The organism is Salinivibrio sp. PR6 (genome assembly GCF_001995955.1).
Lineage (GTDB): Bacteria > Pseudomonadota > Gammaproteobacteria > Enterobacterales > Vibrionaceae > Salinivibrio > Salinivibrio siamensis.
Map to the genome: position 1 here is coordinate 12,877 of NZ_MUFA01000025.1, position 16,025 is coordinate 28,901.

A 16,025-nucleotide genomic window follows, 5' to 3' on the forward strand; every position below is an offset into this window, starting at 1 on the left:
TAATTGATTTTTATGGGCGCATACTCAGTTGCTCCCGTCAGGTGCTCGCTCATTGTGTAAACTAATTATTACACCATGAGACGAGTGGTTCCCTCTACAAAGACTCGTAAGTAAACCAGTTTATGCGTAGAATTTGAAGATCATGCCGTACGTAATGCCATCATATCGCCGCATTTCCCCATATTCTCTCTCCGTGTGATTACTTAGTGTGCATCGATAAGGTGAATCCGCTGCCTATAGTGAGTATCACAGTGGCTTTCTCTATCGCAATTATTGATTTAACACATTATTAACATTGCTGCTTTGGGTCACGTTAAAATGCACCTTAAGGTGCACTAAACATTGCACTAGTGTGGTATTTATCACGATTTTTACGCCGCTTGTCCTTTTCTAAAGACAAATCATGGCTTGCACCGAGTGGCAAGCTAGGCAGAATAGAGAAAGCGAGAGAACACGCTTTCGTCAGTTATTATTAAGGTGTGCAATTAGGCATGGAAAAAGTCTACGAGATCGTAACCTTACTGTTGCTCCTGGTCTATTGGTTAACCATTGCTGGGGTGACAGTCCGAGTGGTATTCAAGCGCCGCGCGCTGGGTGTATCGATCGCTTGGTTAATGATCATTTATATCCTCCCGATCGTGGGGGTGATTGCCTACCTGCTATTTGGCGAACTTAACCTTGGTAAGACGCGTGCAATGCGAGCAAAAGCGATGTTTGAGCCATATCGCCAATGGCTGCTCAGTTTGCAGGCGTGCCCTGCACATCGTCCTCAGCATATCAATGAACAATCTCACCATGTCAATCGACTCTGCCATGCCCGAATTGGTGTGCCGGAGCTCACCGGCAACCAGCTGGCGTTGCAAACAGAACCGGCCGATATTCTTAAGTCGATCGCGCTTGATATTCGCCAAGCGCAAAAAAGCGTCGATATGGTGTTTTATATTTGGCATCCCGGCGGCCATGCCGATGAAGTTGCGCAGGCGGCCTGCGATACCGCCAAACGTGGGATCCCCGTGCGTATTATGCTGGACTCTGCCGGCAGTAAAGTTTTTTTCCGCAGCAAATGGCCACATGCAATGCGTGAAGCCGGCGTTGAGCTGATTGAAGCTCTTGCCGTGAATCCATTTCGGATGTTCTTCCGTCGCCTTGATATTCGCCAGCACCGCAAGGTGGCGATCATTGATAACCATATTGCCTATACTGGCTCGATGAACATGGTGGATCCTCGCTTTTTCAAGCAGGACGCGGGGGTCGGGCAATGGGTGGATGTAATGGTGCGGGTCTCGGGCCCTACGGTACCCGTTCTAAGTAGCGTGTTTGCGTGGGATTGGGAGGTGGAAACTGGGCTACGCGACTTGCCGTCATCGCCAGAGTGTTTGCTGATTGAAGATCACCAACATGCCAATCACGCGGTGCAAGCTATCCCGTCTGGACCTGGCTTGCCAGAAGGGATGATTCAACAAGTGCTGACTCTGGCTATCCATCAAGCAGAGAAGAGCATTGTGATCACCACCCCGTACTTGGTGCCAAGTGAAGGTCTGATGGTGAGCTTACAAACGGCCGCGCAGCGTGGGGTGTCAGTCACTCTGATTATTCCCGAGAAAAATGACTCCTTGATGGTGGAGTGGGCGAGCCGCTCGTTTTTTGAGGATTTAATGTCAGCAGGGATAGAAATCTACCGTTTCGGTGGTGGGTTATTACATACCAAATCCGTGTTGGTCGATGAGCAGTACTGCCTCGTGGGTACGGTTAACCTTGATATGCGCAGTTTATGGCTGAATTTTGAGCTCACGCTGACCGTCGACGATCCCGAGTTTTGTGCGAGTATTCATGCGCTACATCGACACTATTTGGCACAATCGACCCGCATTAGTGCGGACGCTTGGCAACAAAGACCGGTCTATCATAAGCCGATTGAGCAGTTCTTTTACATGTTTAGCCCGTTGTTGTAAGGGGTGCTGAGTCGCCGGGCGAATTCATTTACCGTATGCAGTATTATTGAATAAGCATTTGTTTTTGCATGGGGTAATGCAACAAGAATGTAACCATCTATGATCTTAAGCAATACAAAGCTGGATAGTCCTCCATACCTTATGGCTAAGCACTATAATAGGGAGTGCCCCAAGTCGAGTGATAGGAGGCTAACATGTCTATCCATTCACGTAGTTATACCTTAAACACCACCCCCGCGCGTCAAGCGCATGTGCGGGTGATCCCCAATGGCAATGTGACGGTGCACATCGCCGACGAGGAAAGCCCTCATCTCGCTGAATTTGATGAAGTGACGTTTCAGCGCAAAGGAAAAATCACCCAGTTATTGGCTGAGCATATTGAGCCTGGCAAACACGATAATTGGGCGTTACCTTTGAACCATCGCGATGCCAACGAGCTCGCGACATTGATCGATCAAGCTCAAGAAGAGTTTGAGATATTAATGCGCGACCTGAGCTAACACCCTGACCCACCAGTGCGTTTACTGGTGGGTCTTTTTTATCTTCATGACGTGTGGTCTGACCGTATTGACTCCCCACTGTCTCAATTATGCGAATTATCAATAAACCCGCTTGTTAGCACTGTTCAATATGCATCCTTTTGAAGCACACTAGTCGCAAGTCCGCCACACACGTGGCGAGATGCTAACAGGTGGCTCATTCTGGGCACGCAATACGCTTGGTCAGGGTGTGAACCTAAACCTGTTTTTGTTGAGTGGTAACGGTTGAGCGACAGCTGGTAAACACAACCGTAGAGACGTAAATGGTGAGCGATGAACATACAATCATGCCCAACCTATATAACGGTATTTTGCGCGTCGACGCGCGTACTCATTCCCTTCGTGGTGGTATTTGTCTCTGTGCTCGCATTAGACAGCGCACAAGCTTCACTTCGTCTTCCTGTGTCTCTGACCCTCACGGTGGGCGATGCGGAGCGTATCACGTTTGATCGCCAACAATTAGATAGATTGCCCCACATCGATATCAGTACACACACGCCTTTTACCGCCGGGTTGCAAACCTTTCGAGGAGTCAAACTATCAACATTGCTTGAAGCCGCCAATGTCTCGCACTATCAAGCATTGACGCTTCATGCGATGAACCGCTATCAGGCACGTTTACCACGGGATGTGGTAACACGCTATCAGCCCATTATTGCGTTTGAGCGTAATGGTAAACCGATGACCATTCGAACATTAGGGCCACTTTGGTTGATTTACCCTTTGGATGATTACCCGCAACTGCAATCCGATCGCTACTACGAGACGATGGTTTGGCAGTTAACAGACATTGAGGTTGAGCCTTGAGGAGGCATGAATGATGAGAAGTAAGCAATTGAAGATCATGCCTGCTAAGCGCGTGATCTTGGTTGGCTGTATCGCCTTAATGGCAGTCGGCGTGGTGTTGACGACGCACAAGATAACCAGTTTATCGGATCGGTTAACCAGCAGCCAAAGCAAACTTGTATGGTACATGCTTAGCTTGTCCAAAGAGTACGATGCACTGATGACGTTGCTGGCACGCTATCAAGGCGGAAAGAGCAGTTTTGATAATGTGGCGGTGCAGCATGAGATCTTGTGGAGCCGCTTTCCTGTCGCGATCAATATGGCTCGCGAACAAACCGCATCACAGCCTAATCCTAGGATGTTGCTTAACGCGATATATCGCGATCTTCAGGCGAGCGAAGCTAGCTTCTATGCCTTACGCTTTTCTACACACAATATTGGTGACGTGATGGCGCGCTATCGCCAACAGCGGCAACAGCTGGAAGACTACTTTGCGCAGACACTGTCATTGCCAGGCAATGGTTATCGAGAACACACACGGCTTCTTAATCAACTTGGGCAGCTGACCACCATGATGACATTGGGGATGATGGCGGTTGGTGCGACGGTTCTGCTGCTTATCGCGCATGACGCGAAACGTTACTACAAACTCGCCCGAGAGGATCAACTGACTGGCCTGAATAATCGACATTGGCTGTTTGATGCCTTGAACCACCGCTTTGCGACCTCGACAGAAGGGGTGGCGATTTTAGTGATCGATTTGGATGGTTTTAAGGCGATAAACGATACGCATGGGCATGATGTGGGTGATGTGTTTTTGCGCACACTGGCAAAGCGCTTTGCTGATGAACTCCCTAGTCATGCTGTTATCGCGCGATTAGGTGGCGATGAATTTGCGGCGATAATTCCCTATCAAGAGGCAAATATGCCTGGTGAGATAGCGACGACACTGGTCAATATTGCGCAGCGACAATCGGTATTGCTTGGCCACCGGTGCAAAGTGTCCGCCAGTATTGGCCTGGCATTCGGGCAAAATAACATCAGTGGTGAAAGGCTACTGAGGTATGCGGATACGGCGATGTATGCGGCAAAACACGGCGGTAAAAACCAATATCGTGTTTACCATGACGCGATGCAAGCATCTGACCACCGACTGCACAGTCGTGGCGCGCGTCGACCAGCGCTGGAGAGCGACGACAGCAATGAAACACAGACTGATCAGGGTGATGCATTTAAGGTTTCGCTCGCGACAATCCGCCAAATCAGTAAACCTAATGCGCGTGAATGACGCTATCGCGAGCGTTAATAGGTGGGTGACGTGAAATGGGCAGGCAATTCTGCCCATTGTGGTAACTGGCGCCGTTTTATTGTTGCGTCGCCGCTTTCATTTCATGGACAAACTGCGTGAGCGTATGGAGCATCGTAGGTACATCATGTTGATGGTGCTCGATGATCTTCACCACCGCCGAGCCAGAAATGGCGCCTGCCGCCCCGGCGCTAATTGCCGCTTTGACTTGCTCAGGGGTCGAGATGCCAAAGCCAAGCAGCGGACGCGGTGCTTCATGATGATGCAAGGTGCCGAGTAAGTGCTCAACAGGCGTTCCCGCCTTGGCCTCTGCCCCCGTTACCCCCGCGCGCGACACCAGATAGGTATAGCCACGACCCAGCTCCGCCACCTTAGCTAAGGTTGCATCGTCTGCGTTGGGTGGCGCAATAAAAATCGGATCAATACCATGCGCCAAGGCTTGTTCACGAAATGGCGCAGATTCAGCAATTGGCACATCTGCTACCAGCACCGAATCGACACCCACTTCCGCGCAGCGGGTATAAAAAGCGTCAACACCACGGGCGTAGACGAGGTTAGCGTACATCAGCAGCCCAATCGGCACGTTAGGGTGTTTTTCGCGTATCGCTGCCAACATTTCAAAGCAGGTATCGGGGGTGGTGCCTGCCGATCTTGCTCTAATGGTTGCATCCTGAATGGTCGGGCCATCGGCCAATGGGTCAGAAAACGGCATGCCGAGCTCAAGCGCGTCGGCACCGCCCTCAACCAAGGCATCGACCACGGCGAGTGATTGTTCTGGATTTGGATCCCCCAAGGTGACAAAAGGAACAAAGGCACCTTGCTGTTTGGCATCCAGATTTGCGAACATCGCTTGATATCGAGTTGATGATGCCATCATGACAGCTCTCCTTTGCCTTCTAAAATGTCATATACAGTAAAGATATCTTTATCACCACGTCCGGATAGATTGACCACCAAAAGCTGCTCTTTTTCAGGATCAGCGGCAATCATTTTTTGGGCTTGAGCCAGTGCATGGGCAGATTCTAGCGCGGGAATAATACCTTCGTTGCGCGCAAGAGCTTGAAACGCTTCTAAGGCTTCATCGTCGGTGACCGCCGGATATTCGGCACGACCAATGGCGTTAAGGTGCGCATGCTGCGGCCCCACCGACGGGAAGTCCAATCCGGCTGATACAGAATACGACTCTTCGACTTGGCCATATTCATCTTGCATCAATGGGGATTTCATACCGAAGAAAATACCGGGCTTGCCGTGCTTTAAAGGCGCGCCGTGTTGATCGGTATCGAGTCCTTTACCCGCCGGCTCAACACCAATTAAACGCACGTCTTTGTCATCGATAAAGTCAGCAAACATGCCAATGGCGTTTGAGCCGCCACCCACACAGGCGATCACTGCATCCGGTAAGCGACCTTCTACCTGCTGAATTTGCGTGCGGGTTTCCTCGCCAATAATGCGTTGAAACTCACGCACAATGGTCGGGAAGGGGTGCGGGCCCGCCGCAGTGCCGAGCAAATAGTGGGCGGTATCATAGTTGGCTGACCAGTCGCGCATCGCTTCGTTACATGCATCTTTTAACGTCGCAGAGCCCGCATGTACTGGGATGACGGTGGCACCCATCAGCTTCATTCGAAACACATTAGGACTTTGGCGCTCAACGTCTTTGGCCCCCATGTAGATGCGGCATTTCAGCCCCAGTAGCGCACACGCCAGCGCAGTCGCCACACCATGCTGGCCAGCTCCGGTTTCGGCAATGATCTCTGATTTGCCCATACGCTGGGCAAGCATCGCTTGGCCCAGTACTTGGTTGGTTTTGTGCGCACCACCGTGCAGTAAGTCCTCTCGCTTAAGATACAGCCTGGTGTTCGTCCCCTTGGTGAGGTTACGACAAAGCGTCAACGCGGTAGGTCGTCCGGCATACTCTTGCAGCAGGCGGATAAAATCGTCTTTAAAGTTTGGGTCGTCTTGGGCATCAATAAACGCCTGTTCGAGCTGATCAAGCGCAGGCACCAGAATTTGGGGCACGTACTGACCACCAAATTCGCCAAAATACGGGTTAAGCTTGCTCATAATTATCCTTTTACGTCTTTAACTGGGGCCGAGATACGTTGACTGTCTTGGCGACATCTATCCTCTCAGCTAAATTATCTCGGGAAATCAACCATCTCGGAAAATCAACTATCTCGAAAAATCAATAGCGGCGAAGGGCGCGGAACGCCGCTTGTAACTTGTTGGCATCTTTCACGCCGGGCGCATGCTCGACGCCGGAGTTAAAATCCAGCCCAAGGCACCCTTGTTCAGCCGCTTTGGCCGCATTCTCGGGGGTGAGCCCGCCGGCAATCATGACTTTGTCTTTGGCGGTTTTAGGGATCAGGTGCCAATCAAAGGTTTTACCTGTGCCGCCAGATTGTTGGCCGACTCGGCTGTCGATAAGGTGGCGATCAGCATTCACGCCATCTAAGGCCGGTGCGACATCAGAGACACCGTGCGCTTTCCAAATTTCACAGTGCACAGGGAGCTTTTCGCGCAGTGCTTGTAGATATGCTGCGTCTTCATCACCATGCAGTTGCACCGCGTGAAGGCTGAGCTGTTGTGCGTACTCAGCCACGGTATCTAGCGCATGATTTTGGAACACGCCTACATAGCGCAGCGGCGCGCCTTGCTGTACGCGCTCGGCCACGGCGGGAGTGACAGCACGCGGGGAGTGCTCAACAAAAATAAGTCCGCCGTAGACCGCGCCTGCCTGATAGGCGGCGAGGGCATCATCAGCGGTGGTGAGCCCACAGACTTTATTTTCTCCCAAGATCACTTTACGTAGTGCGAGGGTCAGATCAGGTTCTGCCATTAATGCACTGCCAATTAAAAAGCCATCCGCGTGGTGGGCAAGATCGCGCACATGACGATGGCTATGAATACCACTTTCTGAAATCACGATCGCTTTTTCGCCCACTTGTGGTGCTAAACGTTTGGTGCGATCGCGATCGATGCTTAAATCACGTAAATTCCGGTTGTTAATGCCAATCACCACCGCCTCTAAGGCATTGGCACGCGCGAGCTCGTCTTCGGTGCTCACTTCGGTAAGCACTCCGAGCTTTAGCGACTCGGCTAAATCGGCCAGCTCGCGGTATTCGGCGTCGTCGAGTACTGACAGCATCAATAAGATCGCATCGGCTTGATAATGACGCGCGAGGTAAACCTGATAAGGGTCGATAATAAAATCTTTGCAAAGCACTGGCGCATCGACTTGCGCGCGCACGATCGGCAAGAAGTCAAAACTGCCCTGAAAGTGGTCCTCGTCCGTCAGGACCGAAATGGCCGCGGCAAAGGGTTGGTAGGCACCGGCGATACTGGCTGGATCGAAGTCTTCTCGAATCAACCCTTTTGAAGGCGAGGCTTTTTTGCACTCCAAGATAAACTGTGAGCCCTGTGCAGACAGCGCAGCACGAAAATCGCGATCACTGAGCGTTAGTTGGTCGATAAAGCTATCCAGCGGCTGAGTGCGCTTGCGCGCGGCCACCCAGCGTTTTTTGTCATCGACAATGCGGCCTAAAATGGTGTCGTTGAGGGCTGACGTGGTCATACTGCGCTCCTTTGTGCTAACGCTTGCATGATGGTGTAAGGCTTGCCCGACGCCATCACGTCCAAGGCCTGTTGTGTGTTTGCTTTCAAGTCTTCTTGTCCGAATAAGCGTAGCAAGAGTGCCACATTGACAGCCACCGCGGCTTGCTGGGCGTCTGTGCCTTTACCTTGCAAAATCGCGCTGATCATCGCCCGGTTCTGCTCCGGCGTGCCACCGGCAATGCTGTCCAGCGGATATTGAGATACGCCAAAGTCGCTGGGGGTTAAGGTGTAATGCTCGATGTGGGTCGGGGTGATTTCTGCCACCGTCGTGGGGCCGTGGATAGCCACTTCATCCAGACCGTCACCGTGAACCACGGCCGCGCGCGTCATGTTGAGGTTTTGCATGGTTTGTGCAATTGGCGCAACCAAGGCTTGGTCGTAGACGCCCATCAGCTCAATGCTAGGTTTCGCTGGGTTAATTAACGGCCCAAGCAGATTGAAGATGGTGCGCGTTTTCATCGCTTGGCGCACGGGCATCGCGTGTCGTACGCCGGTGTGGTATTGCGGGGCGAATAAAAAGCAAACGCCCAGATTATCCAAGGCCTCGCGGGCGTGGTCGGCAGGCATCGCCAGATCAATTCCAAAGGCGGCGAGTAAATCCGACGAGCCCGATTTGCTCGATACCCCGCGGTTGCCGTGTTTGGCGACTTTAACGCCACAGGCGGCGGCGACAAAGGCGGCCGTGGTTGAAATATTAATGGTGTTTGCACCATCGCCTCCCGTGCCGACGATGTCGGCAAACGGATAACTAGGGCGTGGGAAAGGCTCGGCGTTGTCGGTGAGTGCTTTTGCTGCGCCCGCGATTTCTTCAGGCGTTTCCCCTTTAATCTTCAATGCGGTTAATGCAGCCGCCAATCGCGCTGGCTCGAGTTCACCCTGAATGATCGCACTAAACAGCTGCTCGCTTTGTGCTTGGCTGAGTGACTGTTGTTGGTAGAGCGTCTCTAGTAGTTGATCCATCACTGTACTTAACCTCGGTATTTGTCTGTTCGAGCTCCGTGCTTATCTGGCACGTGTTGTTGTTAGCGCTGGTGTTATTGTTAGCACTGATAGTAGCCACTCGCCCAATCGATAGTGTGGGTGAGCAGGGCGGCGCCTTGTGCGGTCAAAATGGACTCTGGATGGAATTGATAACCGACCACGTAGTCGGTATTGCTCACCACCGCCATTACTTTCTGATCGTCGCCATCAAACACGGTGGCGATGACATCCAAGCTGGCAGGCACCTCAGTCGCCACCAGTGAGTGGTAACGAGCCACGGTGAGTGGGGATGCCAATGGGCCAAATACCGCATGCTGTTGGTGATGCATGGCCGATGCCTTGCCGTGCATGATGGTGCCAGCACCGGCGACTGTGCCGCCGTAGGCTTCGACGATCGCTTGCTGACCTAGGCAAATCCCCAGCATTGGCACTTGGCCGCGCAGTTTTTCAATCAATGTGGGCATACAGCCAGCATCAGCCGGCGCGCCAGGGCCGGGCGAGAGCACCAGCAGTGGTTGGGGCAGGGTTCGAATGTGGCGAGCAATCGCCTCAGCCTCTAAATGATTGCGGAACACCGTGACCGGGTAACCCAGTGCGCGAAATTGATCCACCAAGTTATAGGTAAAGGAGTCCATGTTATCGAGCAGGACGATGTCCATTGGCGGGGTACTCATGATTGGCCTCCTTGATGGGCGGTTTGAATCGCATGGATCACCGCTTGTGCTTTGCCGCGGGTTTCGTCCGCTTCGGCTTGTGGGTCAGAATCAAACACTACACCCGCGCCGGCTTGCACGGTGGCAACGCCGTTTTCAACGTAGGCGGAGCGGATCACAATGCAGGTATCCATCTCACCTGATCCAGTAAAATAGCCCACGGCCCCGCCATAACTGCCGCGTCGGCACTGTTCGGTGTCACGGATGAGCTGCATCGCCCGAAGTTTAGGTGCACCGGTAAGCGTGCCCATATTCATACAGGCTTGGTATGCATGCAGTGCATCTAGATCGGGTTTCAGCTGACCCACCACCCGAGAAACTAAATGCATGACGTGGCTGTAGCGGTCGACTTTGAGTAAGTCGGCGACATGGCGGCTGCCGGGTGCGCTAATTCGCGCCACATCGTTGCGGGCCAAATCGACCAGCATCATGTGCTCGGCATTTTCTTTCTCATCATTGCGCAGCTCAAGCTCAATGCGGCTATCCAAGTCGTGATCAATGTCGCCTTGGGCGGTTTTCCCGCGTCGGCGCGTACCCGCGATGGGATAAATCTCAACCTGATTAGTCGCTTGAGTATATTTAAGGGCGCTTTCCGGTGAAGCGCCAAACAAGCTAAATTGACTATCGCGCAGATAAAACATATACGGGCTAGGGTTGCCACGCTTCAACGCTCGATAAGCATTGAGCGGCGAGGGACAGGCGAGGGTAAAGCGGCGCGATGGCACCACTTGAAACACATCACCGGCAATCACGTGCTTTTTCAGCGCGTCAACTTGCTGACAAAAATCTGAATCGGAGACAGAAACCGCAACGCTGTGATCGGTCACCACGGGCGCTTCTGGAAGCGGCGCAGGCGATAAGCAGGCTTCTTTGATGCTTTGTAAACGACGCGATAAATCCACATAGTGGGCGCGGGCGTTATCACCCCCAAATAAGGTGCCTTGTAAGCGCGCTTGGCGGTGCTGGTGGTCAATTACCAGTAAGCTTTCCGCGACATAAAACAGGTAGTCGGGGCAGTGCTCGGTGCCGTCCACCGCCGGTAGCGTTTCAGTGCTGGCCACCAAATCATAGGCAAAAAGGCCACCGATAAAGAGCGCATCGTCAGGTTGGTTATCCAACGCGATACTTTGTTTGATGACACGCAGGGCATCAAACACCGACGCTTGGCGTAGACGGGCGTCTTCATCCAATAGCGCACCACTGTCGTTGGGATGGCGGAACGTCAACGTCAGGGCGGGAACGTCTCCATCGTCGGCCTGCGCTACCTTACAGGCGAGGGCTTTAAGCGCTGCGCTCTGGGTGATACTCTCCAGCAAATGGCTGCCATTATGGGTGAGCGCTTGTAAGGTCACGCGCTGCCCGCGGCACTCAATGCGCACGGCGGCATCGACCAGCATCAGGCTTTTAAGGTTACGTTTGGAGTCAATCTCTGCCGACTCCAACAGCATGCTATAAGGCTTATCTTGGCACACGGCGGCATATAACTCAGTCGGGTCGGCGACATAAGGCACCGAGAGTTGGAGTGTATCGAGCTCGCCATGTTGGGGATCATGAGTGTTCACAGCTTTCTCCCTGCCGCTTGCACAAAGGGGGTGAGTTCTTGCATCAGCTGCGCGAACATATCGCCGGTTAACGCTTGGTGGCCGTCTGACAGTGCTTCGCTCGGGTTTAGGTGGCTTTCCACAATGATGCCATCCGCGCCCACGGCCGCTGCGGCGCGTGATAGTGGCGTCACCAGCTCTCGCACGCCGGTACCATGGCTTGGGTCGACCAGCACAGGCAAATGGCTGCGCTGCTTCATCAAGGCCACGGCATTCAAATCCAAGGTGTTACGTGTGGCGGTTTCGTAAGTGCGAATACCGCGTTCACATAAAATCACATTGGGGTTACCTGCATCGACAATATATTCCGCCGCCAGCAAACATTCTTCGATAGTGGCGGAAAGCCCACGTTTTAACAAGACAGGTTTGCCCGTTTCGCCTACCGCTTTGAGCAAGCCATAGTTTTGCATGTTACGTGCGCCAATTTGCAAGCAATCAATGTACTCGCACACGGCGTCGACTTGGCTAATTTCCATTACTTCTGACACGGTTGGCATGCCAGTCAGGTCACTGGCTTGTTTGAGCAGCTTTAGCCCCTCAATCCCCATGCCTTGGAAATCATAAGGACTAGTGCGTGGTTTAAAGGCGCCGCCCCGTAACACACGTGCGCCGTGGGTTTTAACGCGCTCGGCCACAGACAATAGCTGTTGTTCGGACTCCACCGAGCAGGGACCTGCCATGACCACGAAGTGTTGACCGCCAACAGGCACATTGCCGATATGCACCACGCTGTCATGCGGCTGTACATCACGGCTCACACGTTTGTACTTGGTTAAAATCGGTTTGACTTCCTCAACCAGCGGGTTGGCCTCAAAATGGCATTGTTGCAGCACACGTTCATCACCCAGCGCGCCCAATACAATGCGTTCCACACCCGGCATATAAAGCGGTTTTAAACCGCATTGCTCGATTTGATTGAGGAGGACGTTGGCATCCTGCTCGGTGGCTTGGGGTTTAAGTACAATAATCATCAAATATCCTTATCAACTATGTTGCGGGTTACCGTGACTGAATGCGTAGTGGCACGATAACGCGTGATGGCAAAACTGAGAGACAAAAACGCCCGCATCAGTGGCGGGCGTTGTGAATAAGGTTGCTGTTTATACAGCGCGTCACACCGCCCGTGAGGAGCCGTGCCACCAAATAAGCGCAACAGAGGTCATGGATGTCGCCAACACACTCACGGCCTGTGCGGCAGTGGGTGCAGTGTGAATCGAATGTGATCTAGACGCGGCGTTGAAATACATGCTGCGAGACTCCGTCGTGACTGTTACCCTTAGCGCCATATTGCTCCCCGAGACTGAGAAGTGGTGCGCGTTAACTTGTGTACTAGTAAACTGATATTTTGCTTCTGTGTCAACGGGGAAATCGAAAAGAATGCAGAAAAAGTGCGGACTAAACACACGATAATAAAGAGCAAAGATATTCACCGTGCTCGCGAGCGCTGGTCAACTTGGCGCATTCACATCGACTGAGCCCGCATGGCGCGTACTCAGCCTCAGGCTGATAAGACACACACTGACAGTGCCAAGGCGCGAGCACATTAAGGAAACCCGATACATCATGATCATTGATTTACATAGCCATACCACTGCTTCCGACGGTCGCCTATCACCAAAAGATTTGGTGCAGCGCGCGGTCGAGCGTCGCGTGGGCGTGTTGGCGATTACCGACCACGACACCACCGCTGGGCTGGTGGAGGCGCAAGCAGAAATCGACCATCAAAACTTGCCCCTTACACTGGTCAACGGTATTGAGGTTTCAACCTTGTGGCAGAACTTTGATATCCACATTGTGGGATTAAATGTCGATCCCCAGCGCCCGGCATTAACCGCATTGATTGCCGAACAAGCTGAGCGACGCCAACAACGGGCTGAGCTGATTGCTGAGCGGTTAGAGCGCTCGCACTACACAGGGGCGCTTGCGGGAGCGCGTGAACTGGCTGGCGATGCGCCGCTCACCCGTGCCCATTTTGCGCGTTGGTTGGTGGAGCAAGGCCATGAGAAAACCATGCAAGCCTGCTTTAAGCGCTTCTTAACTCGGGGGAACACCGGTTATGCACCACCGAACTGGTGTTCGATTGCAGAGGCCGTTGCGGCGATCCATGAGGCCGGCGGGCAGGCGGTGCTTGCTCATCCGGGGCGATACAAACTCAAAGCCAAGTGGCTGAAGCGATTACTGGCTGCGTTTTCTGACGCCAATGGCGATGCTATTGAAGTCGCCCTTCCTCAGCAGTCGCAACAAGAGCGTCGTTTGCTGGCCGATTACGCGCGCGATTATGGCTTGTTGGCCTCGCTGGGATCGGATTTTCATTATCCTTCGCCGTGGACAGAGCTGGGCCGCAATTTATGGCTACCGAAGGATAGTCAGCCGGTTTGGTGTGACTGGACGTGGTTAGAGGCGGCTGAACAAAAATGGCAATCAGTAAATCAACTAGATAGCGACAAGCCAGACGCGTTACAATAACGAAATACGTTATATTGATAGCGATAAGGATTATCCGGCGCGCAGACCATTCACGCTGGATTTGCGGTGCGCATCCCCACGGGGTCAAGCTACAGCAGGAGGAACCATGAGTCAGTTTTTTTATGTCCACCCAGAGAACCCGCAAGCGCGGCTGATCAAACAAGCGGTGGAAATTGTCCGAAACGGTGGAGTGATCATTTATCCGACCGATTCGGGCTATGCGCTTGGCTGTCAGCTTGAGAACAAACAAGCGTTAGAGCGTATTTGCCGTATTCGCGACCTCGATAAAGATCATAACTTCACCTTGTTGTGTCGCGATCTGTCTGAGTTATCACTGTACGCACGGGTCGATAACGTTGCATTTCGCTTGATTCGTAACAATACACCTGGCGCGTATACGTTTATTTTCAAAGCGACTAAAGAAGTGCCAAAACGGTTGATGAATCCAAAACGGAAAACCATTGGCATTCGTGTTCCAGATAACCAAATCGCTCTGGATTTGCTCGAGGCGCTGGGTGAGCCGCTAATGTCGACCTCACTGATTTTACCGGGTAACGACTTTACCGAATCCGATCCCGAAGCAATTCGCGATCAGTTAGAGCACAGTGTGGATTTGATTATGCACGGTGGCGTATTAGGTGAGCACCCCACCACAGTGGTTGATTTCAGTGAAGGCATGCCTGAGGTTCGCCGTCACGGGAGTGGTGATCCCGCCCCGTTTGATTAATGTCTGACTGCGGGTGAACCAACGCACAGTGTCGCGCGTAATTACCCATGCAATGTTCTTGTTCTGATGTTGCGTCAACCTGTGGTTGACCTTCCATTCCCGCCCAGCCACCTTGCTGGGCGTTTTTTTGTCCAGGTGTTTTGCGATTGACTCAGCCACAACAGCTGATATGCCGTGAACGCGTGAAACTGTTTCTCTATCTCTACGCTTATTGGTATCATTAACGGCTGGCTAACTCATTATCGTTAGCTCTTATGCCAATCGTGACAGTGATGACGCCTGTGAAGGCGACAGTAAGGTAAAAAACATGAGCGAAAAATTACAGAAGGTGCTAGCGCGTGCTGGCGTAGGTTCACGCCGCGAAATGGAAGGATACATTCAAGCCGGCCGGGTGAGTGTTAATGGTGCCGTCGCCAAACTGGGTGACCGCCTTGATGATCCCAGTGCATTGGTGCGTGTTGATGGTCATGCGGTGCAGCTTAATGCGCCTTCTGAGTCTGTGTGTCGCGTTCTTGCATACAACAAGCCAGAGGGTGAACTGTGTACGCGAAGCGACCCAGAGGGGCGTCGTACGGTATTCGATCGCTTGCCCAAATTGAAAGATGCGCGCTGGGTAGCGGTTGGCCGTTTGGATGCCAATACCTCAGGCTTAATGCTGTTCACTACCGACGGTGAACTAGCGAATCGTTTGATGCACCCAAGCCGCCAAGTGCAACGTGAGTACATGGTGCGTGTGTTTGGTGACGTGAACGAAGATATGGTGAAAAACCTTGTTCACGGCGTAGAACTAGACGATGGCGTGGCGCGCTTTGAAGATGTCGTTTATGCGGGCGGCGAGGGGATGAATCACACTTTCTATGTGGTGATTACCGAAGGGCGCAACCGTGAAGTGCGTCGTTTGTGGGAAACCCAAGGTGTGACCGTAAGCCGTTTGAAGCGTGTACGTTACGGCGATATCTATCTTGAAAAAGATCTGCCGCGTGGTGGTTGGCGTGAGATGGATCTGAAAGAAGTGAATTATCTGCGCGAAATGGTAGAGATGAAGCCAGAGTCGCAAACGGTTATCACGCCAGATGATCAAAAGCGTAAAAAGTCGCGCCAGAAGATCCGTCGTGCAGTACGCCGTTACGAAGAGCGCATCGATAGCAATGATAAGCCGAAGAAAACACGTCAGGCTCGTCGGGGTAACGCACCTGCGGCAGGGCCGAAAGGTGGAAGCCCGAAAAAGGGCAATCAGCGCTCGGGCGCGCCGCGTGGTAAAGGCAAACCAAGAACGCGTAAGTAATTCTGCGTGATGTTCGCTAAAGCCCGGCCATGTGCCGGGCTTTCTATTTCT

The 16,025-nt window shown here is 52.7% G+C and carries 14 protein-coding genes and 1 other annotated feature; of the genes, 7 read left to right on the forward strand and 7 right to left on the reverse strand.

Annotated features, from left to right (window positions below):
- Positions 1 to 491: 491 nt before the first annotated feature.
- The 4 genes from cls (at position 492) to BZG72_RS14710 (ending at position 4,565) form a co-directional block, all read left to right on the forward strand.
- On the forward strand, positions 492 to 1,952 hold the full coding sequence (gene cls, locus BZG72_RS14695; protein WP_046073440.1) for a cardiolipin synthase: 1,461 nt from the start codon (positions 492 to 494) through the stop codon (positions 1,950 to 1,952).
- A 194-nt stretch (positions 1,953 to 2,146) separates the two neighbouring features.
- On the forward strand, positions 2,147 to 2,452 hold the full coding sequence (locus BZG72_RS14700; RefSeq protein ID WP_046073439.1) for a hypothetical protein: 306 nt from the start codon (positions 2,147 to 2,149) through the stop codon (positions 2,450 to 2,452).
- A 312-nt stretch (positions 2,453 to 2,764) separates the two neighbouring features.
- Positions 2,765 to 3,298, forward strand: a complete 534-nt coding sequence (locus BZG72_RS14705; protein WP_052707999.1) for a molybdopterin-dependent oxidoreductase — start codon at positions 2,765 to 2,767, stop codon at positions 3,296 to 3,298.
- A gap of 10 nt (positions 3,299 to 3,308) precedes the next feature.
- Positions 3,309 to 4,565, forward strand: coding sequence for a GGDEF domain-containing protein (locus BZG72_RS14710; RefSeq protein ID WP_077667129.1), 1,257 nt, complete (start codon positions 3,309 to 3,311; stop codon positions 4,563 to 4,565).
- 76 nt (positions 4,566 to 4,641) lie between these two features.
- Here the strand turns inward: BZG72_RS14710 and trpA are convergent, their stop codons facing one another.
- The 7 genes from trpA to aroF form a co-directional block, all read right to left on the reverse strand.
- Positions 4,642 to 5,457 (reverse strand): tryptophan synthase subunit alpha, encoded by an 816-nt coding sequence (gene trpA, locus BZG72_RS14715; protein WP_443508088.1) that lies wholly within the window; start codon positions 5,455 to 5,457, stop codon positions 4,642 to 4,644.
- On the reverse strand, positions 5,457 to 6,650 hold the full coding sequence (gene trpB / locus BZG72_RS14720) for a tryptophan synthase subunit beta (protein ID WP_077667131.1): 1,194 nt from the start codon (positions 6,648 to 6,650) through the stop codon (positions 5,457 to 5,459). Before trpB ends, trpA begins: the two co-directional genes overlap by 1 nt.
- A gap of 121 nt (positions 6,651 to 6,771) precedes the next feature.
- A complete protein-coding gene (gene trpCF, locus BZG72_RS14725) occupies positions 6,772 to 8,160 on the reverse strand; it encodes a bifunctional indole-3-glycerol-phosphate synthase TrpC/phosphoribosylanthranilate isomerase TrpF (RefSeq protein ID WP_077667132.1) in 1,389 nt (462 codons plus the stop codon).
- A complete protein-coding gene (gene trpD, locus BZG72_RS14730) occupies positions 8,157 to 9,161 on the reverse strand; it encodes an anthranilate phosphoribosyltransferase (protein ID WP_077662977.1) in 1,005 nt (334 codons plus the stop codon). The genes trpCF and trpD overlap by 4 nt, the downstream gene beginning before the upstream one ends.
- An 80-nt stretch (positions 9,162 to 9,241) precedes the next feature.
- A complete protein-coding gene (locus BZG72_RS14735; protein ID WP_077667133.1) occupies positions 9,242 to 9,856 on the reverse strand; it encodes an aminodeoxychorismate/anthranilate synthase component II in 615 nt (204 codons plus the stop codon).
- Entirely contained in the window at positions 9,853 to 11,457 is a 1,605-nt protein-coding gene (locus BZG72_RS14740) for an anthranilate synthase component 1 (RefSeq protein ID WP_077667134.1), read from the reverse strand. The genes BZG72_RS14735 and BZG72_RS14740 overlap by 4 nt, the downstream gene beginning before the upstream one ends.
- Positions 11,454 to 12,467 (reverse strand): 3-deoxy-7-phosphoheptulonate synthase, encoded by a 1,014-nt coding sequence (gene aroF / locus BZG72_RS14745; RefSeq protein ID WP_077667135.1) that lies wholly within the window; start codon positions 12,465 to 12,467, stop codon positions 11,454 to 11,456. Before aroF ends, BZG72_RS14740 begins: the two co-directional genes overlap by 4 nt.
- 82 nt (positions 12,468 to 12,549) lie before the next feature.
- Positions 12,550 to 12,644 (reverse strand) — a sequence feature (Trp leader region).
- Between the two features lie 415 nt (positions 12,645 to 13,059).
- Here aroF and rnm point away from each other — a divergent pair.
- From rnm to rluB, 3 genes are all read left to right on the forward strand, one after another.
- Positions 13,060 to 13,962: an RNase RNM gene (gene rnm, locus BZG72_RS14750; protein ID WP_077667136.1), complete on the forward strand. Its 903-nt coding sequence runs from the start codon at positions 13,060 to 13,062 to the stop codon at positions 13,960 to 13,962.
- A gap of 106 nt (positions 13,963 to 14,068) precedes the next feature.
- A complete protein-coding gene (locus BZG72_RS14755; protein WP_046073430.1) occupies positions 14,069 to 14,689 on the forward strand; it encodes an L-threonylcarbamoyladenylate synthase in 621 nt (206 codons plus the stop codon).
- A gap of 307 nt (positions 14,690 to 14,996) precedes the next feature.
- Positions 14,997 to 15,974 (forward strand): 23S rRNA pseudouridine(2605) synthase RluB, encoded by a 978-nt coding sequence (rluB, locus tag BZG72_RS14760; RefSeq protein WP_046073429.1) that lies wholly within the window; start codon positions 14,997 to 14,999, stop codon positions 15,972 to 15,974.
- The last annotated feature ends 51 nt before the right edge of the window (positions 15,975 to 16,025 follow it).